21 protein-coding genes and 3 other annotated features are annotated in these 22,418 nt (G+C 35.9%); of the genes, 6 read left to right on the top strand and 15 right to left on the bottom strand.

Features of this window, described 5'->3' with window-relative positions; translation table 11 throughout:
- Positions 1-6: 6 nt before the first annotated feature.
- Genes RTP99_RS02700 through ilvE form a run of 3 tightly spaced genes read right to left on the bottom strand, consistent with a single transcriptional unit; the run spans position 7 to position 2,871 of the window.
- A complete protein-coding gene (locus RTP99_RS02700) occupies positions 7-237 on the bottom strand; it encodes an ACT domain-containing protein (protein WP_000019916.1) in 231 nt (76 codons plus the stop codon).
- Complete coding sequence (ilvB, locus tag RTP99_RS02695; protein ID WP_000813479.1) at positions 234-1,949, bottom strand: acetolactate synthase large subunit; 1,716 nt, start codon at positions 1,947-1,949, stop codon at positions 234-236. Before ilvB ends, RTP99_RS02700 begins: the two co-directional genes overlap by 4 nt.
- A gap of 22 nt (positions 1,950-1,971) precedes the next feature.
- Complete coding sequence (gene ilvE / locus RTP99_RS02690) at positions 1,972-2,871, bottom strand: branched-chain-amino-acid transaminase (RefSeq protein ID WP_000528130.1); 900 nt, start codon at positions 2,869-2,871, stop codon at positions 1,972-1,974.
- 153 nt (positions 2,872-3,024) lie between these two features.
- Positions 3,025-3,264 (bottom strand) — a binding site (T-box leader).
- Positions 3,265-3,326: 62 nt separating this feature from the next.
- Positions 3,327-3,572: a binding site (T-box leader), on the bottom strand.
- 201 nt (positions 3,573-3,773) lie between these two features.
- Between ilvE and RTP99_RS02685 the strand changes: the two genes are divergently transcribed.
- The gene (locus RTP99_RS02685) at positions 3,774-4,532 is read left to right on the top strand and encodes an SDR family oxidoreductase (protein ID WP_000911811.1); all 759 of its coding nucleotides are present in this window, start codon (positions 3,774-3,776) and stop codon (positions 4,530-4,532) included.
- 90 nt (positions 4,533-4,622) lie between these two features.
- Positions 4,623-5,159 (top strand): peptide-methionine (S)-S-oxide reductase MsrA, encoded by a 537-nt coding sequence (msrA, locus tag RTP99_RS02680; RefSeq protein WP_001291900.1) that lies wholly within the window; start codon positions 4,623-4,625, stop codon positions 5,157-5,159.
- 162 nt (positions 5,160-5,321) lie between these two features.
- Here the strand turns inward: msrA and RTP99_RS02675 are convergent, their stop codons facing one another.
- From RTP99_RS02675 to RTP99_RS02655, 5 genes are all read right to left on the bottom strand, one after another.
- A complete protein-coding gene (locus tag RTP99_RS02675) occupies positions 5,322-5,522 on the bottom strand; it encodes a hypothetical protein (RefSeq protein WP_000476275.1) in 201 nt (66 codons plus the stop codon).
- A 222-nt stretch (positions 5,523-5,744) separates the two neighbouring features.
- Positions 5,745-6,527, bottom strand: coding sequence for an RCC1 domain-containing protein (locus tag RTP99_RS02670; protein WP_001106808.1), 783 nt, complete (start codon positions 6,525-6,527; stop codon positions 5,745-5,747).
- A 163-nt stretch (positions 6,528-6,690) separates the two neighbouring features.
- Positions 6,691-7,332 carry a FusB/FusC family EF-G-binding protein gene (locus RTP99_RS02665; protein WP_000387088.1) on the bottom strand — a complete coding sequence of 214 codons (642 nt, stop codon included), beginning with the start codon at positions 7,330-7,332 and terminating at the stop codon, positions 6,691-6,693.
- Positions 7,333-7,442: 110 nt separating this feature from the next.
- Positions 7,443-8,129 carry a DUF421 domain-containing protein gene (locus RTP99_RS02660; protein ID WP_001015537.1) on the bottom strand — a complete coding sequence of 229 codons (687 nt, stop codon included), beginning with the start codon at positions 8,127-8,129 and terminating at the stop codon, positions 7,443-7,445.
- 160 nt (positions 8,130-8,289) lie between these two features.
- The gene (locus tag RTP99_RS02655; RefSeq protein ID WP_000878311.1) at positions 8,290-8,553 is read right to left on the bottom strand and encodes a CD3324 family protein; all 264 of its coding nucleotides are present in this window, start codon (positions 8,551-8,553) and stop codon (positions 8,290-8,292) included.
- Between the two features lie 326 nt (positions 8,554-8,879).
- On the opposite strand from RTP99_RS02655, the gene RTP99_RS02650 reads away from it, so the two are divergent.
- Complete coding sequence (locus tag RTP99_RS02650) at positions 8,880-9,584, top strand: polysaccharide deacetylase family protein (protein ID WP_000726884.1); 705 nt, start codon at positions 8,880-8,882, stop codon at positions 9,582-9,584.
- A 35-nt stretch (positions 9,585-9,619) separates the two neighbouring features.
- Here the strand turns inward: RTP99_RS02650 and RTP99_RS02645 are convergent, their stop codons facing one another.
- A complete protein-coding gene (locus tag RTP99_RS02645) occupies positions 9,620-10,957 on the bottom strand; it encodes a sodium-dependent transporter (RefSeq protein ID WP_001088180.1) in 1,338 nt (445 codons plus the stop codon).
- A 300-nt stretch (positions 10,958-11,257) separates the two neighbouring features.
- Positions 11,258-11,480 (bottom strand) — a binding site (T-box leader).
- Between the two features lie 220 nt (positions 11,481-11,700).
- On the opposite strand from RTP99_RS02645, the gene RTP99_RS02640 reads away from it, so the two are divergent.
- Positions 11,701-13,335, top strand: coding sequence for a putative polysaccharide biosynthesis protein (locus RTP99_RS02640; protein WP_000107870.1), 1,635 nt, complete (start codon positions 11,701-11,703; stop codon positions 13,333-13,335).
- A gap of 40 nt (positions 13,336-13,375) precedes the next feature.
- On the opposite strand, the gene RTP99_RS02635 is transcribed toward RTP99_RS02640, so the two are convergent.
- From RTP99_RS02635 to RTP99_RS02620, 4 genes are all read right to left on the bottom strand, one after another.
- Positions 13,376-14,200, bottom strand: a complete 825-nt coding sequence (locus tag RTP99_RS02635; RefSeq protein ID WP_000420654.1) for a DUF4037 domain-containing protein — start codon at positions 14,198-14,200, stop codon at positions 13,376-13,378.
- A gap of 93 nt (positions 14,201-14,293) precedes the next feature.
- Positions 14,294-14,806, bottom strand: a complete 513-nt coding sequence (locus tag RTP99_RS02630) for a GNAT family N-acetyltransferase (protein WP_000771306.1) — start codon at positions 14,804-14,806, stop codon at positions 14,294-14,296.
- A 79-nt stretch (positions 14,807-14,885) separates the two neighbouring features.
- On the bottom strand, positions 14,886-15,803 hold the full coding sequence (gene cysK, locus RTP99_RS02625; protein WP_000762260.1) for a cysteine synthase A: 918 nt from the start codon (positions 15,801-15,803) through the stop codon (positions 14,886-14,888).
- Between the two features lie 10 nt (positions 15,804-15,813).
- Positions 15,814-17,025, bottom strand: coding sequence for an MFS transporter (locus RTP99_RS02620; protein ID WP_001149430.1), 1,212 nt, complete (start codon positions 17,023-17,025; stop codon positions 15,814-15,816).
- 222 nt (positions 17,026-17,247) lie between these two features.
- On the opposite strand from RTP99_RS02620, the gene RTP99_RS02615 reads away from it, so the two are divergent.
- Entirely contained in the window at positions 17,248-18,888 is a 1,641-nt protein-coding gene (locus tag RTP99_RS02615; RefSeq protein WP_000725774.1) for a peptide ABC transporter substrate-binding protein, read from the top strand.
- Positions 18,889-18,929: 41 nt separating this feature from the next.
- On the opposite strand, the gene hflX is transcribed toward RTP99_RS02615, so the two are convergent.
- Both hflX and RTP99_RS02605 read right to left on the bottom strand, forming a co-directional pair.
- Positions 18,930-20,189 (bottom strand): GTPase HflX, encoded by a 1,260-nt coding sequence (gene hflX / locus RTP99_RS02610; protein ID WP_046646891.1) that lies wholly within the window; start codon positions 20,187-20,189, stop codon positions 18,930-18,932.
- A 483-nt stretch (positions 20,190-20,672) separates the two neighbouring features.
- The gene (locus RTP99_RS02605) at positions 20,673-21,227 is read right to left on the bottom strand and encodes a hypothetical protein (RefSeq protein ID WP_000859753.1); all 555 of its coding nucleotides are present in this window, start codon (positions 21,225-21,227) and stop codon (positions 20,673-20,675) included.
- A 175-nt stretch (positions 21,228-21,402) separates the two neighbouring features.
- On the opposite strand from RTP99_RS02605, the gene RTP99_RS02600 reads away from it, so the two are divergent.
- The gene (locus tag RTP99_RS02600; protein ID WP_001086301.1) at positions 21,403-22,386 is read left to right on the top strand and encodes a ketoacyl-ACP synthase III; all 984 of its coding nucleotides are present in this window, start codon (positions 21,403-21,405) and stop codon (positions 22,384-22,386) included.
- Positions 22,387-22,418 lie beyond the last annotated feature (32 nt).

Raw genomic sequence — 22,418 nt, 5'->3', positions numbered from 1 at the left:
CACTCCTTATAATTTATTTACTTGCAGTACATCAATTAATTTTTTCAACTGACTAACGAGTAATGTCGCTTCATTTTCAGTACAAACTGCTGTGAGTTTCATTTCAGAAACGCCACTAGTATCTCTTTCGTTTAAATGTAAAGAAGAAATATAATAGCCACGCCGAGCAAAAATCCCACTTATACGTAATAAGACGCTTGGCTCGTTATGAATAACGAGTGAAAAAGTATGACTCATTCTTCCCACCTCTTCATAATCATTTCGTTATTCCCTTTATTTGGCGGAACCATCGGAAATACGTTTTCACCTTCTTCTACACAAAAATCAACTACGACAGGACCTTCATGAGCAATTGCTTCTAACATCACTTGTTTCGCCTCTATTGAATTTGTAGCCCTTAACCCCTTCACTCCATAAGCTTCTGCCACTTTCACAAAATCTGGCGATCCAATTTTTGATTCTGATAAACGATTTTCATAAAACATTTCTTGCCATTGCCTTACCATCCCTAAAAATTTATTGTTTATAATAAATACTTTTACAGGGATGTTATTTTCAGCAATTGTTTGTAGTTCTTGAATATTCATTTGAAAAGAAGCATCACCCGCAATACAAATGACGAGTTCTTCTTCTTTCGCAAGCTGAGCACCAATTGCCGCCGGGAAACCAAACCCCATCGTTCCTAGTCCGCCAGATGTGAGAAAAGTTCGTGGATTTTTCGCTTTATAAAAATGCGCAGCCCACATTTGATGCTGTCCTACTTCTGTCGTAACAATCGCTTCACCATTCGTTAATTCACTTACTAAGCTAATAACATGCTGCGGTTTTAAATCACTTTCTTTTTGATTATAGGAAAGAGGGTATTCTGCTTTCCATTCCTCGGTTTTCGTAAGCCATTCATCCGTCTGTGTACAAATCGGCATATGTAACAACATGTGTAACGCTTTTTTCACATCCCCAACAACTGGATATTCCACAGTTACATTTTTATGAAACTCCGAAGGATCTATATCAATATGTACCTTTTTTGAATAGGGAGAAAAGAGTTCTAATTTTCCTGTTACACGATCATCAAAGCGAACACCTAAAGCAAGTAATAAGTCACATTCTGTTACTGCCATATTTGCAGCGTACGTTCCATGCATACCGAGCATTCCTAAAAATAATGAATCTCCCGGCGGATATGCACCTAGTCCCATTAAAGTTGACACGACTGGAATACGATTTTCTCTCGCAAATTTGATAAGTTCATCAGATCCACCTGAATGAATGACACCTCCTCCAATATAAAGAAGTGGGCGTTTCGCTTTTGAAATTTCTTTAGCTACCTCTTTCAGTTTCATACTGTCTGGCATAGGCTCTAGTTTGTACCCTGGAATCTCAATCACTTCATTGTAAAAACTTGTTACATTTTCATTTTGAATATCTTTTGGAATATCAATTAATACCGGCCCCGGCCGCCCGCTTTCGGCGATGTAAAAAGCTTCTTGTACGATGCGTGATAAATGATTCACATCACGAATTTGGTAATTATGCTTCGTAACAGGTACTGTGATTCCAACAACATCCGCTTCTTGAAATCCATCTTTACCAATTAAAGACTTTGCAACTTGCCCTGTAATGACAACTAAAGGAATCGAATCCATATAAGCATCCGCTAAACCCGTAACTAAATTCGTCGCCCCTGGGCCAGAGGTAGCAAAGACTACCCCGACCTTTCCAGAAGCTCTCGCATATCCTTCTGCCGCATGAATGGCAGCTTGTTCATGACGAGTTAAAACGTGCTTCAAACCACTTCCGTATAACGCATCGTATACTGGCAAAATCGCTCCACCCGGATAACCGAAAACAGTCGTTACACCCAATTTCTTCAAACATTGAATCACGTGCCCAGCGCCTGTCATTTCTTCATACTGTAACTTCTCATACGCTGTATACTGCTGCTTCATTTCAATTAACTCCTCTCTTTATTTATGCTAAGCTTTCCGTCAGCCCGGGGACACGTACTCCTCTTTCTCTCGTTAATTTTTTAAATTCTTCGGTCAATTGTTTCGTTACACTTCCTGGTTTCCCATCTCCAATTTCTCTTGAATCAACTTTTACAACTGGAATTAACTCCGCTGCCGTTCCTGTTAAAAACACTTCATCTGCTACATATACGTCATGGCGAGTGAATGGTCTTTCCTCACACGGAATATTCAGTCGTTCACATAGCTCAATAACACTATTTCTTGTAATACCTTCTAATGCTCCTAAATAGGATGGCGGGGTTAATACTTTTCCATCTTTCACAACGAAAACATTATCTCCAGATCCTTCACAAACATATCCTTGTTGATTTAACATAAGAGCCTCTAGCACTCCTGCTTGTGCCGCTTCAATTTTTACAAGTACGTTATTTAAGTAGTTCATCGACTTAATGCGTGGGTCTAATGCATCTGGTGTATTACGTCTTGATGCAACAGATACAACGCTTAATCCATTATCGTAAAATTCCTGTGGGAATAACTTTAATTGTTCTGCAATGATAATAACGCTCGGTTTCACACAACTTCTCGGATCGAGCCCTAAGTCCCCTTTTCCTCTTGAAACAATTAACCGAATATAAGCATCTGCATACTCATTTTTTTGAAGTGTCTGTAAAACCGCTTCTTCCATTTCGTCAACCGTCAGCGGGATTGTAAGTAAAATAGATTTTGCCGATTCATATAATCGTTTTACATGTTCTTTTAAACAAAATACATTTCCACCGTAACTACGAATCCCTTCAAATACACCGTCTCCGTATAAAAAACCGTGATCATATACTGAAACAACTGCCTTTTCTTTTTCTACAAATTCCCCATTCATATAAATGTACTGATTTCCCATCTCACATCGCTCCTCTTTTTTTCTCTCTATTTTTGCAATCTATTTCTATATCGATTGCTGAGATGAGTGTTTTTTAACAGAATATTCAGTATATAAACCTTAAAAATATACTCGTCTCAACAATCGATTACATACATACTTGTAGCGATCCATTGCTGAGACGAGGGAATCGTGGTACCACTCAGCTTCCTTACACTTCTCACGAAATATAAGCTCTGCAAGTCCAATTAGACTTTTGTTTTTCTATCGGAAACAACTCCGCTACTTTTTACTAGTTTTCAAAAGTAGTGCTCCGAGGTGATCTTCAATGATGAAATTGTTGCCACCCTCACAGCATCTGGGTAGCTCTCTGAAACAATTTTTATCATTTACTCTCCTCTTCTACGCATTCTCTTATTTTTAAAAATAAAAACTCTCGCCTCAGCAATCAACTACTACAATTTAGTAGCTTTGATTGCTGAGGCGAGAGTTTCGCGTTACCACTCAGCTTCCTTATACTTCTCGCGAAATATAAGCTCTGTAGGTCCAATTAGACCCCCGTCCTTTTACCGGAGACGATGCCGTCGCTCTCTACTCAGTTTCCCTTTCGCAAGCGATGCTCCGAGGTGATCTTCAATGATTCGATTGTTACCACTCTCACAGCCTAGGAGCAGCTCTCTGAAACGATCATAACCATCTACTTTCCTCTTCTTTGCATATATAACATATAAAGTTAGAAAATTCTTAATTAACTTTTATTTGTTACACGTATTATAGGACGTTGTTCTTTTCATTGTCAACATGTTTTTTCAAAAAAATCAAAATTGGAATACATTACTTACATACACTCATATATTACTTAAGTATGTTTGCATTACTACATAAAGAAAAACTTATAAAGTTTACGAGGAGATGAGGAGACTATGTTAAAAGGGAAAGTAGCGTTAGTTACAGGAGCAAGCCGAGGAATTGGACGAGCGATCGCTAAACGTTTAGCAAATGACGGTGCATTGGTTGCTGTTCATTACGGTAATCGAAAAGATGACGCTGAAGAAACTGTTCATGAAATTCGATCAGAGGGTGGTCAAGCTTTTTCTATCGGCGCAAATTTAGAATCCTTACACGGTGTAGAAAACCTTTATAACGCTTTAGATACTGAATTACAAAAGCGCACTGGTGAAACACAATTTGATATTTTAATAAACAATGCTGGCATTGGTCCTGGTGCTTTTATTGAAGAAACGACTGAACAATTTTTTGATAGAATGGTTTCAGTAAATGCAAAAGCACCATTCTTTATCATTCAACAAGCACTTCCACGTTTACGTGACAATAGCCGAATTATTAATATTTCATCCGCTGCGACCCGCATTTCTTTACCTGATTTTGTTGCATATAGTATGACGAAAGGCGCTATTAATACAATGACTTTTACACTAGCAAAACAGCTTGGAGCACGAGGAATAACGGTGAATGCAATACTTCCAGGGTTTATTAAAACGGATATGAATGCAGAACTCTTGAGCGATCCAATGATGAAGCAGTACGCTACTACTATTTCCGCTTTCAATCGCTTAGGTGAAGTAGAAGACATTGCCGATACTGCCGCATTTCTTGCTTCTCCAGACAGCCGCTGGGTTACTGGACAATTAATTGATGTGAGCGGAGGATCTTGTTTATAAAAAACATATATTTTCAAATCTTTTTTATTGCGCAATAAAACAAATTGTATAATACTATATAAAACATATATATTTAGGAGGATTACAGCAATGTCCGAAAAAACATACGAACTCGCAACCTTTGCAGGCGGTTGCTTTTGGTGCATGGTAAAGCCATTTGATGAACTTCCTGGTATTCATAAAGTACGTTCTGGCTATGCAGGTGGTCATGTAGAAAACCCAACATATGAACAAGTAAAAGCTGGAACATCTGGTCATTTAGAAGTTGTACAAATTACATTCGATCCTTCTATTTTTCCGTATAAAAAATTACTAGATTTATATTGGCCACAAATCGATCCAACTGATGATGGCGGACAATTCTTTGACCGCGGTCCCTCTTATCGCACTGCTATTTTTTATCATAACGAAACACAAAAAGAGCTTGCTGAAAAATCAAAACAAGCTCTTGCAGAAAGCGGTATGTTTAAAGAGCCAATCGTAACTGAAATTCGCCCGGCTGCACCTTTTTATGAAGCCGAGGAATACCACCAACATTTCTATAAAAAGAACCCAGAAAAATATGCTACTGAGCAAAAAGAATCTGGCCGTGAAGACTTTATAAAAGAAAATTGGCAAAAAAAATAATAAAAACGCATCGTGCTTTTTAGTACGATGCGTTTTTATTTTTGATAAAAGTACCATACAATGATAAAAACAACAGCTGTTAATGCCCAAAGTACTATCTCGTTTTTCACCCTACTCTTTTTCTGATTCATTCCATCCCCTCCTAGTAACAATTAAGCATAGTCAAGACTTCTTTTGTTCAATTGTCCACTGGATAAAAGTAAATAAATCCTTACATATTCTTATAATAAAACCACCAATAATTCCAATTGCAATTGAAATTACTAACATCTTTCCAAAACTAAAAGAATTTGTATATGTTATGTAGAGAACGATACATATAAGTAAAACATCCAGTAAAGAAAGTAAAAACCTTTTAAACATTCCTTTTTCTCCCCTTTACTTTATTTATCTCTTCTACTGTCAACTTTGCAATAAAGTTTGTTCAAAAATTCCATTTAGACAATCATTTTACGAAAAACAATAAGAATCCCTTTTCAAAAGGGATTCTTATTCAGCAGATTTAAGTTTAATTATTTTCTACATATCCTATTCCATAATTACTCCTAAATAGAATAATATTACTAATGATTTATTGTAAATTGACTATTTTCCAGGCAACCGGATGTTACGCCAGCTACTTACGTCACATTGACCGTATGTATTTTCACCTACTGCTACCACCGTGCCGTCTGATTTCAGGCCGATTGTATGATTCGTACCAGCTGCTATCGCTACAATACCTCGCCAGCCACTTACGTCGCATTGGTTATGTTTATCATTCCCCACTGCAATCACTGTGCCGTCCACTTTAAGGCCAACAGTATGAAGATACCCAGCCGCTACCGCTACAATATCTCGCCAGCTGCTCACATCGCATTGTCCATATCGATTATTCCCCACCCCCATCACTGTGCCGCCCACTTTAAGACCGACTGTATGCCAGTCACCCGCCGCCGTAGCCACAATATTTCGCCAGCTGCTTACATTACATTCTCCTTCTTTATTTCGCCCTACTGCCATTACCGTTCCATCCAGTTTAAGGCCAATGGTACGACGCCACCCAGCCGCTACCGCTACAATATTATGCCAGTCGTTCACATCACATTGACCATGCTTATTCCATCCCACCGCTTCCACAGTATTATTACTTTTAAGAGCGATTGTATGAGCATTACCTGTGTTCGTCGCCATATGAACATTGCCCGCTGCGACGGCTTCAATATCACACCAACTGCTTACATTGCATTCTCCTTCTTTATTTCGCCCCACTGCCACAACTGTGCCATCCGATTTAAGAGCAACGGTATGACCACGACCTGCTGCTATCGTATTTTTAGGCCACCGTTTCACTTTTAATACCTCTTCTTTCGGTGAAATATAATTCATGTTTACCTCCTTGCATATAAACAACCGTGTCCAATTAGATATTTTCATCAAATTTCATTATAAATGACCTGACTTTTTTTATAAATCTACAGCTACAAAAGAAACCTGTTATTACTTCTTCCAAAATAAAGACCTCCAGTTTAAGCACTAGAGGTCTTCCATTTTATTTCTTTAATCGCTCAATAAAATCATGTAATTTATCAAGTGATTTCATATTCTGATTACAAGCTACACCATCTTTGCAAATATAGTTTCCCTTTTTAACGAAAGTTCCTGGTATATCACCTTTAATTTCAACTAAAAACATCCCAACTTCTTCATGTCCATGACATAATGAACAAATGCTTTTTTTATTTAAACTTTGGAACGTTCCTTGCAGACCAACAAACTTATTTTTATCATTTTTCGCTATAATAAATTTCCTGCTTGACCCCTTATCAACCCAACTTAAATAAGATATTTCTTTCATATCTATTTCTTCCATATCAGGAAGTTTTAATTTTTTCGCTTTAGGAAATAATTTTTTTAATGTTTGTGCTGTCACTTCCTGAAAAGGAATGACATACGGATTTATTTTCATTAAGAATGCTTCTGCATCTTCTCTATTTTGAACTGTTAATACCGTATCGATTAACTCTTTCTGTTCATCTGTTAAATTCTCAAATACATGTATTATCTTTTCAATCGCAAGTGATTTTAACGCTTGAATAACACCTCTATCATTTGCAGTTGCATGCCCGTTTGCTAAATTATAAGCTTGTGATTTTATAAAATTGTATTGATCACTTCTAATAAATGCTTCCATCTTTATCACTCCATACAAATTGTTGATCTAGTTTTATTGTATACAATGATTACGTTTTTTGATATGTAAAAGATAACTTGGAAATAAACATTACATACATAGCTTGTACTCTACCGCTGCATTTCCTGACAAAAGAAGCCATCATCTGTTTTCCATTCCGCATATAATACGTCTTCAAACTTAGTAATCCCCTTTTGTTTTATTTGCTTATACAGCCATCCTTCATCAAAACCAGCTTCTCTCAAATTATCTTTCACTACTTTTCCGTCACTAATTAATGAAATTGGTAAGTATACAGGCTTATGTTTTAAACTTAAATCATTTATAGTAGGAGATTCATATTCGCTCTTTTTCAGAACACTTATGTTTCCGTTAGGTTCCAATATCATATATTCAACTTCTCGAATTGAAAAAATATCTTTTTGTTGTCTAAGCATTTGTTGTAATTGATTAATATCCAAATGATTTGAACTTAATTGTTCTCGGTCAATCTTTCCGTTACGAATAATAATGGAAGGATACCCTTCAAAAAACCTTCTTGTTCCTCTTATTTTTTGCGTTATCACTTCTATTGAATAAATTAAAATTACCCATACAAATACTGAGTATAAAATAGACCACACTTTAATTTTAGGGTCATATATTGAATTTCCAACAAGCTCACCAAGGACGATAGCAGAAATAAAATCAAAGGGTGTTAGCTGTGATATTTGTGTTTTCCCTAATATTTTCGTAGCAATTAACAGCACAAAAAAGCCAACTAAAAGCTCTATCGTTATTTGTCCAATATGATTCATAGAAGCTCACCTTTCTACTTTTCAAGTGCTCGGTATAACTTTTAATAAAAAAACGGCACATTTTTTCTATTAGTATGCCCTGTCACAGTCCATATATCCAATACATATAAAACAAAAAGAGTCTGATGCAAAATAACATTTGCATCAGACTCTTTTTCTCTTATTTAGAATACACAATTTTTTTAATCGTTTCTCCGGAAAGAAAATACTCTTCTGCAAGTTGATGAATAGCAATTCCGCTTTTAAACGCTTCTTTAATCGCTTTATTTCTTTCATCTAACTGTTTTCTTCCTCCAGATCGTGTACCCCATTTATAACGTTTTGTTTCTTGTTTTGGAATGTAAATTGTTTCACCTTGTATATACTTTTGAATTTCAACAATTAAACTTTCTGGTAAAACCGTCGCTGCTTTAACGTATTTCATTTCTGCTCGCCCCTTATTTTTTATGGTTCATTTCAATAAGGTGCAAAGCCAAATATAAAAAATGATACGAGCTCATTTAGGCGATTGTATATTACTTGTCTACCTCACGCAAAGTATCGCCATTTCCATACTTGGCTTTGCATGAGACGCTGCAGTGTCCGGCAATTGAATTGTAATCGCCATGTAAACACCTCCTAATATACCTTTTTCATTACATTATATGATAAATTCCTTCCTCTTGCATCCACATCCTTTTTAAAGCATGAAACTACTTAGTTTGATATAATACTTTTTAGTCCAATCGAAAAGTATAGTGAGGTTGCTTTATGAAAAAGAAAATAATCATTACAATCGTTACATTATTCAGTATTACTGTAGCATTATTTGGAACATACAAATTGATGAATGCAAGAAGCTTTCAATTGTTTGGAGATTTAACAAATCGAGTAGAAACAAATGAAAAAGTGATTGCTTTAACTTTTGATGATGGCCCTACTAACAATGTAAAACAAATATTACCGCTACTAGATACATACAATGCAAAAGCTACTTTCTTTTTAATCGGAAATGAATTAGAGAAAAACCTATCGTTAGGAGAAGCTATCGTACAATCTGGACACCAAATTGGAAACCATACATATTCTCATAACAGAATGGTTTTTAAAACACCTTCTTTTATTAAAGAAGAAATCGAAAAAACAAATTCATTAATCCGCCAAACAGGATTTACAGGCGCAATTGATTTTAGACCACCTAACGGGAAAAAACTAATTGGCCTGCCCTATTATTTAAAGAAAAACAATATCGAAACAATCACCTGGGACCTTGAACCTGATACTTTTTATAAATCTGCAACTGATAAAATTGAATATGTTAATAAAAATGTAAAACCAGGTTCTATCATTTTACTGCACTCTATGTATGATGAGTCTAATGAAAATTTACAGACCATAGAAGGTATTTTAGACTCTTTAACTAAAAAGGGCTATCAGTTCGTAACAGTAAATGAATTGCAAAAAAGAGCAAAATAAAACGGTAGCGTATCCAGAGCGATACGCTACCGTTTTTAAATAATGCCAAGTACATTTAAGAATACGATAATAATCGCAATTGGTGCGATGAAGCGAAGTAAGAATAACCATAATACAAACAATTTATAGCCTTTATTTTTACTTACACCAAGCTCTCTCATTAATACATCTTTCTTCATTTTTAAAGGAACAAAGATAGAAACTAATAAAACACCCAGTGGCATGAGTACGTTACTAACTGCATAATCCGCTAAATCAAAGACTGTCTTTCCGAAAATCTTCAGATCGCTTAATATACCAAATGACAATGCTGACGGTACTCCTACAACGAAGATTAATAAACCTACGATTAAAGCCATTTTTTCACGTTTCCCTTTACCTTTTGCAGTTAAAGATGCCACGCTAATTTCTAACATCGAAATCGCTGATGTAATAGTAGCAAAGAAGAATAGTAATAAGAAAACAATGAAGAATAATTTTCCAAATGCCATTTTACTGAAAATAGCTGGCAGTACGATAAATAATAACCCCGGTCCTTGAGATGGTTCCATTCCAAATGCGAACACTACTGGGAAAATTGCAAGTCCTGCAAGTAATGTAATCACAAGTGTTAAAGCTACAATAGAAAATGCTGAACGCGGTAAGCTTTCTTCTTTCGGCAAGTATGAGCTATACGTTACCATAACAGCTACACCGACAGATAGCGAGAAGAACGATTGCCCCATTGCATATAAAATGACTTCTGATGTTACGTTTGCGAAATCAGGTTGTAAGAAGAAACGAACTCCTTCTCCCGCACCATCTAACGTAAGTGCACGAACGATTAATACAAAGAATAAAACGAATAGTGCTGGCATGAAATATTTATTTACTTTTTCAACACCATTTTGTACACCTTTACTTACGATAAAAATAGTAATAAGGATGAATAATAGCTGCGAGCCAACTGCTAAATACGGATTAGAAATGATTTCACCAAACGTAGCTTCGTATGCCCCATTTCCTTCCCATAGTCTACCTGTAATTGCATTCCATAAGTATAATAAAATCCAGCCTCCTACAACACTGTAGAAAGAAAGTAATATGAAACATGTTACAATCCCTAATTTCCCTAACCATGGCCATAGTGTTTTTGGTGCGATTTCTCTATACGCATCAACGGCCTCTTTTTGTGTACTTCTTCCGATAACAAATTCAGCTAATAATAGCGGTAAACCAATTAATAATGTGAAACCGATGAAAATAAGGAAGAACGCGCCGCCCCCTCCAATTCCGGCCATATACGGGAACTTCCAAATTGCCCCTAGACCAATTGCTGAACCTGCTGCAGCTAATACGAAACCTAATTTCGATGTCCATTGCTGTGAATTCATTTGTTAATCTCCTCTCTTTATCTTTTTCTGTTTTACAATTCGGTATTTATATTGTTCTATCCACACTCTTTTCTAATACGTTCACTTCCTCTCTACTAATAAAAAACGCCCCTACGTAAATACGTAGGGACGACAAAAATATCGCGGTACCACCCTAGTTATGAAGATACACCAAAGTTAGGACCTAAATAAAAAACGTCCCTACGCAAATACGTAGGGACGATAAATTATCGCGGTACCACCCTAGTTATGAAGCCACAACAAAGTAAGACCTAAATAAAAAACGTCCCTACGTAAATACGTAGGGACGATAAATATCGCGGTACCACCCTAGTTGTGAAACAATCTTCACCACTTTATTTGATAACGGTATAAACTACCGTCTTTCATTTCCTCATAATGTGAGATTTATGAAAGATGCTCCAGGACGAACTTCATGAATAATCTATATACTGATTCACACCAACCATCAGCTCTCTGAAATAGGGAGATATTCACTACTATACCCTTTCATTGCCCAAATATTATTTTCCGAATTGATTACTATCATTTTTATCATACATTAAAAATAGTGTCAACTTATATTTTGAATTTTTATGTATTACATTCTATTTAAAAATTCAAAATATGACTTTTAAATGAATAGTATTAGAACATTTATGGTTTATACTGTATTAACTTCCCTAGCAGGTTTATAGTAGTATACGATGAATGCAAGACAGCAAGAGTAGGAGGAAATAATTTTGTCTACGTCAAAAGTTTTAAAAGGAACTGCTTTATTAAGCGGGGCCACAATGATTTCACGTATATTAGGTTTTATATACTTCTTCCCTTTTCAATTACTAGTTGGAACGCAAGGGGTTGCTTTATATGGATATGCATACTCTTGGTACGGTATTTTATTAAGCTTTTCAACAGCGGGTATTCCTATTGCCGTTTCCAAATTCGTTGCAAAGCATAATGCGCTTGGTGATTATAGTACAAGCAAAAAATTATACAACTCTAGTGTAAAATTAATGTTGTTTATGGGATTTTTAGGATTTTTAATTTTATTTATTGGAGCACCGTACATATCACAATTTATTATTCGCTCGAAAACGCCAGATCCACAATTTATCGCTGACGTAACACTTACGATGCGAGCATTAAGTTTTGCACTTATTATCGTACCAGCTATGAGTGTTACACGTGGTTATTTCCAAGGTTTTCAACATATGAAGCCAAGTGCTGTTTCTCAAGTCGTGGAACAAATTGCACGTGTTGTTTTCATTTTAGTTGGTAGCTTCATCGTCTCAAAATTATTAGGGGGTTCAGTAGCTTCTTCGGTTGCAGTTGCTACGTTTGGTGCTGTTATTGGAGCACTTGCAAGCGTTTCTATTTTAATGATGTACTGGAAAAAATATAATGGGTTAAAACCTCCCGAAGGTGAATTAAAATCAAGAGCATCCAATATCCCATTAAAAAATATTTATATAGAATTACTTCGCTATGCAATCCCAATTGTATTTGTCGGCATCGCAATTCCACTTTACACGTTAGTAGATCAATATACTGTAGCTGATGTCCTTAGAGCGATGGGAGAGCCGTTAGAAACAGCAAATGCAGTTTTCGCTTATATAACGAACTATGCCCAAAAGTTAATTATGATTCCAGCTTCACTTGCAACTGGATTCTCCTTAACGATCATTCCGGCTATAACGAAATCTTATACAAGCGGGAAATTAGAAGAATTACAAGAACAAATTTCAAAGATATTTCAAGTCTTGTTATTCTTCACGATCCCGGCTGCATTTGGTCTTGCTAGCATCGCTTACGATGCATTCCGCATGGTTTATGTAAATCCTGAAATCGCACTTGGTGGATCACAATATTTAATTTCATTCGCACCGTCTGCTATATTAAGTGCGATTTTCACAGTTTCAGCAGCTATTTTACAAGGAATCGATTATCAAAGAAAAACAATGATTGCATTCTCAGCCGGGATTCTCGTTAAAGTTGTAGTAAATACACCGCTCTTACATTTATTTGGCGGACACGGTGCTGTACTTGGAACCATTCTTGGATACCTCGTTTCCAATAGTATTATGTTGTACTGCATCGTTAAGTTTGCGAAATTTAAAATTGGTGAGACAGCAAAAACAGTATTTCTTATTACAATTTACTCCGCAGCAATGTCTGCTGTTGTGATGGCATTAAAATCAATTTTAACATGGTTAATTCCTGGACAATCTTATATCGAATCACTTCTCATTGTTGTTATATGCGGCGCTGTAGGAGGACTTGTTTACCTTTTATTCGTATTAACTAGTGGACTTGCTTCACATATTCTCGGTGATAGAATTCAACGCTTACCTATACTGGGGAAATTAGTAAAATAAAAAACAAAGAGATGTAACAAGGGTTACATCTCTTTGTTTTTTATTTCGCATATTGAATACGCTTTTGCTGTTCAGCAATATGTAATTCCGGAGCATGGTGTTCTACTAACTGTAATAGCTCCTCGATTAACACTCCTAACTCCTGTATACTATACTCCGGTTTCCCTATTAACGTATTCGTCATACGCTCATATAAGTTTTCAGGCTTAATAATCATTCGTTCCACATTATATGGCATCCATTTAAACGCTGGGTGATGTACATACATTTTATTCAAACCAAATAAGACCCCAAATATATTTCTTTGCGCTTCACAAATAACATCATATAGCATAAGCCAATCTTTTCGCTTTAAAAGAGCCTCTCGATTATGCCAGCGATTGCTTAACCAAAGATTTTCTGAAATCATCCGTTTCGCTAGGTCTTCTGGATATGCCAACACCCTATCTTTTAATTCATGTACTTTCTCTTCTCCATACAAACTAGCACCGTCATGAATGGATGATACGATACATTGTTTTTCATAACTTATATCATATTGAACCACCACATCCTCAATAACTTTCTCTACTGTTTCTGTTAAAAAGTTACTAATCTCTAATTTAATTCCTTCTTTCGTCAAATATGTTTCTGACCATTCTTCTTCCTCGTAAGGATGGTATGACAAAATTGTTCCACCAATATAGTTAATAGGCCCTTTACGATCCTCATCCTCTGGTGGCATTGACCATAAAATATGTAGTTCTATATCTGAATGTTCATCTTCTAGCTTTCTAGCTACTGAACCAGCTAAAATAATAGCCTCCACTTTCGGATTTTGCCTATAAACCTCCGACATTTCTATTGCTTTCTCTTTTAATTCCACTTCATTTCCCCCTATAATTGCAGTACACATTTAACTTTTCATTTATCTATTTCGATATTATGCATTGCACTCCCTTTTCAATGTTCCACTAAATCATATTTCTACCCAATAACGCTGAACAATTTCCCCAGTATGAGAAGAAACTACTTCATTTTCTAGCACACCGCCAACCTTTTGAATCGTTTTAGCCGAAGCAATATTAGCTTTATCGCAAGTTATTAACACTTTCTGCAACCCTAACTTTTGCGCTTCATATAATGCGAGTTTCAATTGTTTTGTCGCGTAACCTTGACGACGTTTATTTGGATGTACACTATATCCAATATGACCACTTTCCCGCAATAATTCTTCGTTTAATCGATGTCTAATATTCACAAAACCTATAAGTTCCCCTTTTTCAAAACTTAAAAATTGACTAGATGGTACTCGATTAGCTTTTAAGTTTTCCTCAAGTTCTTGTATATTCACTTTTTCAAACCAATCATCGAGAGAATCAAAATTTTGTAAAGAACTACTGCCATGTGGTTGTTCTCCTGATTGTAAAAACGCATGTTTATATTCCATAATTTCTCCACTATATTCATGTGTTGGTTTTAATAGTTTCATTTTTATTCTCCCCCTCTTTACAACCTAAAACAAACACCTTACTCGTAACAATTTCACGAGTAAGGTGTTTTTATCATTTTCATTCAAATAATCCCATACTCAAATACCGCTCCCCTGTATCAGGTGCAATACATAAAACTTTTTTACCAGCGCCTAAGCGTTTTGCGATCATAATCGCTGCGTAAACAGAAGCGCCTGAAGACGGCCCAACTAACAATCCCTCTTGTCTAGCTAAGTTTCTCATTGTCGTTAAAGCCTCTTCGTCTGCAATTTGAATAATTTCGTTATACACTTCTGTATTTAAGTTTTTCGGGATAAATCCCGGACTTGTTCCTACTAGTTTATGAGGACCTGGAACACCTCCCGATAGTACGGGAGATCCTTTCGGTTCTACTACTGCGATATATAAGTTTGGTAGTTTCTCTTTTAACGTTTCTCCAGTCCCTGTAATAGTTCCACCCGTTCCAGCAGTTGCTACAAAAGCATCAAGCTCTCCATCCATTTGTTCATAAATTTCAAGTGCAGTCGTATAACGGTGAATATTCGGGTTTGCTGGATTTTCAAATTGCTGCGGAATAAAACTATTTGGAATTTGCTTTTGCAATTCTAACGCCTTCGCAATTGCTCCTGGCATTCTTTGTTCTGCTGGTGTTAAAACTACTTCTGCTCCGTATGCTTTCAATAAGTTAATTCTTTCTTTAGACATATTATCCGGCATAATTAAAATCGTTTTATACCCTTTTGCAGCCGCGTTCATCGCTAAACCTATCCCTGTATTACCACTTGTTGGCTCAATAATTGTATCTCCTGGTTTGATATGACCATTCTCTTCTGCAACATGCAGTAAATTATAGGCAGCACGGTCTTTCACACTGCGTGATGGATTAAACATTTCTAGTTTTACATACACATCTGCTGCGTCTTCTGGAATAAATTTAGATAATCTGACGACAGGTGTATCTCCTATTAATTCTGTTACGTTTTCACATAATTTCATAGCGTATCCCCTATTCTATCGTTTTCTTATCATTTGGTAGTAACCATGAAGTAAGTCCAATTAATGGTAGACAACTACATAGTAACATAATGAATTGTAGACTATATATGTCAGCCAATTTCCCAAGAACTACAGAGCCTAAAGCGCCGAGTCCAAACGCAAGCCCTACAATTAATCCTGATACCATTCCTACTTTTCCAGGAACAAGCTCTTGCGCATATACAACAATTACACTAAAGCTACTTGAACTAATAAAACCGATACATAAAAATAGCGGTACGACCCACACGAGCGAAACGTGAGGTAATAAAAGTGCGAGTGGCGCTGAACCTAGCATTGAAAATACAATAATTGTTTTCTTTCCAAATCGATCTGCTAATGGACCACCGAAGAAAGTTCCTAACACACCAGCAATCATAAATGCGAATACGAAATACTGAGCATTTTTTATCGATAAACCGTAATGCTCAATTAAGTAAAATTGATAAAAATTCCCGATACCAGCACCGTACCAAGAGCGTACAAAAGTAAGAAAAACAAGAAGTAAAATAACAAATTTAATATGTGTACTTACAATCGCATGTTCCGCCTCAAGCGCAGCCCTCTTTTTTCTTCTCACAGCGCCAGTTGCTAATTCATTTCTATACCAATTTGATACGAAAATTAATAACACAATGCCTACCGCTGCAAAGGCTGTAAAACCTAAAGAACCAATTTGACCGAGCGGAACGAAAATTAACGCTGTAAAAATAGGAGCTAGAGAATTCCCTGTATTTCCTCCCACTTGATAAATCGCTTGCGCTAATCCCCGTTTTGCACCGGACGCCATATAAGCCACTCGGGCACCTTCTGGATGAAAGACTGCGGAACCTAATCCGATAAATAAAACAGAAATAATAACAATAATAAAATTCGGTGCAAATGCAAGTCCGATCATCCCGAGCATACTTGAAAACATACCGAGCGGTAATAAAAATGGTGACGGCTTCTTATCCGAATACATACCAAAAACTGGCTGCATAATCGATGACGTCATATTTAATGCAAACGCAATCCACCCTACTTGCATATAGGATAAATTCATCGTTTTTTCCAAAATAGGAAATAAAGCGGGCACAACTGCTTGCATCGAATCATTTAAAAAATGACCGAAGCTAATCGCAAATAATATTCGATATATTGTCGGTGTTTCTACCGTGTTTTTTTGCGAAACTGCCTGCATATATGAATCTCTCCTTCCTGTACAAAATATATATTTATTACAGTAGGTGTAATAAATTCTGACTTTTGAAACATTTCTATTCTATACTGGTTTCATTTCTTTTTCCAGAAATATCACTTCTTACATAATACATTTTTTCTATATGCTTTATCGGATTTATTTATAGAAATTTTCTATATTTTCTTTTATACTAAGGCAGAGATGAAGGGAAGGTTGACAAATATGAAGAAAAAAGCAAAAGGGATCGTTGCACTCTCAATCACATTATCTATGTTTTTAACAGCATGTGGTCAAAAACAAGAGGCAACAACTACCGGGGAGAAGAAAAAAGAATCTTCGAAACAAGTATTAAACATTGTAGAAGCTGGGGAAATTTCTACACTTGATTCATCTGTCGCAACCGATGGGTTTTCTTACGCTGCATTAAACAACGTAATGGAAGGATTATATATGCCTGGTCCTGACAATAAACCTGTTCCTGCAGCTGCTGAATCATACAAACTGAGTGAAGACGGAAAAACATATACATTTATATTACACGATTCAAAATGGTCAAATGGCGATCCAGTAACTGCTCATGATTTTGAATATGCATGGAAACGTGCCGTAAATCCAGAAACTGCTTCTGAATACGCACACATTATGTTCGATATTAAAAACGCTGAAAAAATAAATAAAAAAGAATTACCAATTGATTCATTTGGTGTAAAGGCAATTGATGATAAAACACTTGAAGTACAGTTAGAACACCCTGTTCCATACTTTTTAGGTTTAATGGGGTTTGCAACATTTTATCCTCAAAACCAAAAAGTTGTAGAAGCACAAGGGAAAAATTACGGACTTGAAGCTGCAAATGTAGTTTATAACGGGCCGTTTCAATTAAGCGAATGGAAACATGATACAAGTTATAAAATGACGAAAAACCCGAACTATTGGGATAATAAAAATGTGAAGTTAAATGAAATTAATGTAAATATCGTAAAAGATACTTCAACAGCTGTTAATTTATTTGAAAGCAAACAAGTAGACCGAATTACAATTAATTCAGAGTTTGTTGATAAGTATCAAAAAGATCCGAGCTTAAAGAAAATGGAACGTCCTTCTGTGACGTTTTTCCGATTTAGTCAAAAGAATCCTTTATTAGCAAACAAAAATGCTCGTAAAGCTATTTCTCTTGCTTTTGATAAACAAGGAATCGCAACAACGATTTTAAACAATGGTTCTATACCTGCGAATGCATTCGTTCCGAAAGGATTCGTAAAAGGACCTGACAATAAAGATTTTCGCAGTACAAGTAATGTAAAAGTAGAAACAAATGTGAAAGAAGCTAAAACACTATGGGAAACTGCGAAAAAAGAAACAAATTTACAAAACGCTTCTCTTTCAATCATAACAACTGATGAATCTAACGATAAAAAAATTAGTGAGTTTTTAAAAGGTGAACTAGAGAAAAACTTACCTGGCTTAAAAATCACATTACACCCCCTTCCAGTAAAAGCATTTTTAGATCGTGAAGGAAATGGTGATTATGACATTTCACTTTCTACATGGGGACCAGATTATCCTGATCCTACAACATTTTTAAATATGTTCGTTACAGACGGACCGTTTAATAAGATGAGTTACTCAAACAAACAATACGACGAATTAATTGAGAAAACGAGCTCTACTTTAGTAACTGACTTACCAGCACGTTGGAAAGCGTTCCAAGATGCTGAGAAAATCTTACTTGAAGATGATGCAGCTATCGCTCCAATCTTCCAATCAGGACTCGTATATTTAGAACGTCCAACAGTAAAAGATGTTGTTGTTCGTCCATTTGCAGGAATTTTTTCTTATAAGTGGGCCTCTATTACAGAATAAGAAAAAGGCGATCCTAAAACATATTAGGATCGCCTTTTTTATTACATTGCAAAACGCTTATACTTTTCGTAATCGCTCGTCTTACATTCTACTTCTAGTTTCGTACCTTCGTTTTCATAACTCGTAGATAGGACGTGCGCATGATTATTGAAATAAGAAACTACCTGTCCTTGATCATATGGAATTAACATTTCACACTTCGTATACTCTTTATAAATGTGTGAACGAATCATTTCGACAAGCTCTTCTATCCCAACATGTTTCTTCGCTGATAAATAAACGCGGTCTTCTTGTACTTTTGGAATTTCAACATCTACCATATCTGATTTGTTATAAGCATAAATGGTTGGAATATTTTCTACTCCAATTTTCTTTAACGTTTCATTTGTAATATCAATTAACTGTTCGTAATTTGGATTTGCGTAATCTACAACGTGAATAAGTAGGTCTGCTTCCGCTACTTCTTCTAACGTTGAACGGAACGCTTTCACAAGGTGATGCGGTAATTTGCTTACAAATCCAACTGTATCCGTTAATAAAAATGATTTGTTATCTGGCAAATCAATATTTCGCACCGATGTTTCTAACGTCGCGAATAACATATCTTTTTCAAATACTTGTTTTTCTTCTGTACCATTGTAAATTTCAAGCATCGCATTCATCGTCGTTGATTTTCCCGCGTTCGTATAACCTACTAATGCTACAACAGGAATTTCATTTTTCTTACGTTGTTTTCGCTGCGTTTGACGCTGCGCAACAAGAGCTTCTAAATCTTTATTTAAAACTGAAATTTGTTCTTCAATTTTACGACGATCCAACTCTAATTTCTTCTCACCGACACCTTTATTTTTCGTACCAACACCGCCGCTCTGTCTTCCTAACGATTCACGAAGACCAATTAAACGAGGCATCATATACTGAAGGTGGGCCACTTCTACTTGCAACTGCGCTTCTTTCGTTTTCGCACGTTGCGCAAAAATATCTAAAATTAATATGGTACGGTCAATTACTTTACAATCTAAATCTGCTTCTAAATTTCGAATTTGAGAAGGCGATAATTCGTCATTAAAGATTACCATATTCGCACCTACTTCATTTACATAGGCTGCTACTTCTTCAATCTTTCCTTTTCCAATATAATGGGATGGATTTACACGTTGTAAATTTTGCGTCACTTGTCCAATTACCTCTACATCACAAGCTTCTGCAAGATTCGTTAGCTCTTCCATCGAATATGCAAAATCATCCTCATTACCTAAATTTACTCCAACTAAAACTGCTCTTTGTAATAATTCTTCCATATATTTATTCCTCCATTTCGATTACGTAAAATAAAAAACACAGGTCGCTGCCTGTGTTTTCGTAAACGGATAAGGGTTCACCAAAGAAATAGAAGAAAGTTGTGCTTTCATCCTATCTCATAGTTAAAAAGTCCCAAGATCGTATACGTATCCACTATAAGTGTTCACCTATACGATCCCATTCTATTTATAAAGGCAAAACAAAAAGAGGGCGTATTCGTCCCTCCCTCTTTTTCACATATAAGCTTAATAAAGGGTTCCTTTAAAATAGGCAGACCAATCCCGTTCACTCTGCACACAGACAGAGCCTTTGAGCGCTATTCAATTATTGGCACAAAGTATTGAGACGTAATCTGATTAAGATCAAAGGAAGCCCCTCCGTTCATTTTAAGTTACATAAAGTGTAGCATAAGTAATTCGCTTTCACAAGGTTAAACCACCTATAGAAACTGAAAGAAAATCTTTGTATTTTTACTTTAATCGTCATTTTTTGCGCTTTTTTCTTACAATAAAAATCACAAGAGCTACTATCAGTAACAGACCTACAGAAAGAGTAACAACTTGCCACCAGCTTAAAACGTTCAACATGCCACCTTTTAAATCGACTTTCTTTGTCGGAACAGATTCTTTTGCAATTTGACTTAAAGTAACTTTGTCCGCCCCTGCCTCATCTAATCTCTTCGTTCCACTACAACTATTTGTGTATAATTGTTTTTCAGATCCTCTTTGAGAAGAATATATTAAGTACTCTCCTCCTTCCACAAAGTGAAACACACAATCACCACCATTTGTATATACACTAATTTGCGAAGAATTTATCCCTTTCCAAATTTTCTTCACTTCAAATAATACTTCAATTCCAACCCCTTCTTTCCTTCCAACCTCAATTACTTTTCCCTCAAACACTACATCGTTTTTTTGAAAGGCCTCTTCTGCTGATACGTTAATACAATCACAAGCATACGATTTCTCTGAAAAAATAATAAGAATAAAGCTACAAATAATGACAACAGGCAACATGCGTAAAACTGTTTTCAAGGAGCTCAACTCACTTCATTATCAATTTTAAAAACTTCTCGTATATTATTTTTTACAACACTCGCTAAATTCCTTCATAGTAAGCTAAGTCGTTCAATACACCCAAAATCTATATTGACATTTTTATAACCTGATATTAGTATCAGGTTATAAAATAAAGTTAGGAGCTGTTCCTATGAATTCTAAATCTTGTATTACTGCAATTGGTACTCATGTTCCAAATCAAATACTCTCTAATAATGATTTAGAAAAAATGATCGATACGAATGATGAATGGATTGTACAAAGAACAGGAATGAAGGAAAGAAGGATTGCTAGCGAAGAAGAATACTCCTCACACTTAGCCATTAAAGCAATTGAAAATTTATGTACAACATATAAGAAAAACTTAGAAGATGTCGACTGTATCATTGTCGCTACTACTACTGCTGATTACGTTTTCCCTAGTGTTGCTTGCCAAATACAACAATACTTCAACATACCTCATACAATAGCATTTGATTTAAATGCCACTTGCGCTGGTTTCACATATGGCTTGCACGTCGGTAATAGCTTGATTACTTCTGGATCACATAAAAAAGTACTTGTTATAGCGACAGAGACATTATCAAAAGTTACTGATTACACCGATAGAACGACCTGCATTTTATTTGGCGATGGTGCTGGAGCTATTTTATTAGAAAGAGATGAAAACAAACCAAGCTTTATTGCCGCACACATGGGAACAAATGGGGACGGTGGTATTCATCTATACAGAACAAACTTATCTACAACTATGAATGGTACACCACTGCAAACAAATGAAAAAATCGTGCAAAATGGAAGAGAAGTATATAAATGGGCAACACGCACGGTGCCAACAGGGATAAAAGAACTATTACATACCGCAAATATGCAAAAGGATGATATAGACTGGTTCATTCCTCATAGTGCTAATTTACGAATGATCGAATCTATTTGTGAAAAATCTCAAATTCCAATACAAAAAACATTAACGAGTGTGGAATTTATGGGGAATACATCTTCCGTCTCTATTCCACTCGCACTAGATTTAGCTAGAAAAGATGGAAAATTAAGTAACGGAGACACACTTTTACTATACGGATTTGGCGGTGGTCTTACGCATTTAGGGCTTATTGTGAAGTGGGATTTAATTTAAGTTTATAAAAAGAGGTTCTAGTTAGTAACTAG

Source organism: Bacillus sp. (in: firmicutes) (assembly GCF_031983925.1).
GTDB lineage: Bacteria > Bacillota > Bacilli > Bacillales > Bacillaceae_G > Bacillus_A > Bacillus_A pacificus.
This window is presented reverse-complemented; position numbering and strand designations above follow the sequence as displayed.

Excerpts from the sequence above, each read along its gene's own strand:
- RTP99_RS02620 (WP_001149430.1), bottom strand. The coding sequence starts at position 17,025 with ATGCAGGCAGTTTCGCAAAAAAACACGGTAGAAACACCGACAATATAT.
- RTP99_RS02600 (WP_001086301.1), top strand. The coding sequence starts at position 21,403 with ATGAATTCTAAATCTTGTATTACTGCAATTGGTACTCATGTTCCAAAT.
- RTP99_RS02660 (WP_001015537.1), bottom strand. The coding sequence starts at position 8,129 with ATGAATCATATTGGACAAATAACGATAGAGCTTTTAGTTGGCTTTTTT.
- RTP99_RS02665 (WP_000387088.1), bottom strand. The coding sequence starts at position 7,332 with ATGGAAGCATTTATTAGAAGTGATCAATACAATTTTATAAAATCACAA.
- RTP99_RS02675 (WP_000476275.1), bottom strand. The coding sequence starts at position 5,522 with ATGTTTAAAAGGTTTTTACTTTCTTTACTGGATGTTTTACTTATATGT.
- RTP99_RS02650 (WP_000726884.1), top strand. The coding sequence starts at position 8,880 with ATGAAAAAGAAAATAATCATTACAATCGTTACATTATTCAGTATTACT.
- cysK (WP_000762260.1), bottom strand. The coding sequence starts at position 15,803 with ATGAAATTATGTGAAAACGTAACAGAATTAATAGGAGATACACCTGTC.
- RTP99_RS02655 (WP_000878311.1), bottom strand. The coding sequence starts at position 8,553 with ATGAAATACGTTAAAGCAGCGACGGTTTTACCAGAAAGTTTAATTGTT.
- hflX (WP_046646891.1), bottom strand. The coding sequence starts at position 20,189 with ATGGAAGAATTATTACAAAGAGCAGTTTTAGTTGGAGTAAATTTAGGT.
- RTP99_RS02670 (WP_001106808.1), bottom strand. The coding sequence starts at position 6,527 with ATGAATTATATTTCACCGAAAGAAGAGGTATTAAAAGTGAAACGGTGG.
- RTP99_RS02645 (WP_001088180.1), bottom strand. The coding sequence starts at position 10,957 with ATGAATTCACAGCAATGGACATCGAAATTAGGTTTCGTATTAGCTGCA.
- RTP99_RS02630 (WP_000771306.1), bottom strand. The coding sequence starts at position 14,806 with ATGAAACTATTAAAACCAACACATGAATATAGTGGAGAAATTATGGAA.
- RTP99_RS02700 (WP_000019916.1), bottom strand. The coding sequence starts at position 237 with ATGAGTCATACTTTTTCACTCGTTATTCATAACGAGCCAAGCGTCTTA.
- ilvE (WP_000528130.1), bottom strand. The coding sequence starts at position 2,871 with ATGGGAAATCAGTACATTTATATGAATGGGGAATTTGTAGAAAAAGAA.
- RTP99_RS02615 (WP_000725774.1), top strand. The coding sequence starts at position 17,248 with ATGAAGAAAAAAGCAAAAGGGATCGTTGCACTCTCAATCACATTATCT.
- RTP99_RS02685 (WP_000911811.1), top strand. The coding sequence starts at position 3,774 with ATGTTAAAAGGGAAAGTAGCGTTAGTTACAGGAGCAAGCCGAGGAATT.
- ilvB (WP_000813479.1), bottom strand. The coding sequence starts at position 1,949 with ATGAAGCAGCAGTATACAGCGTATGAGAAGTTACAGTATGAAGAAATG.
- msrA (WP_001291900.1), top strand. The coding sequence starts at position 4,623 with ATGTCCGAAAAAACATACGAACTCGCAACCTTTGCAGGCGGTTGCTTT.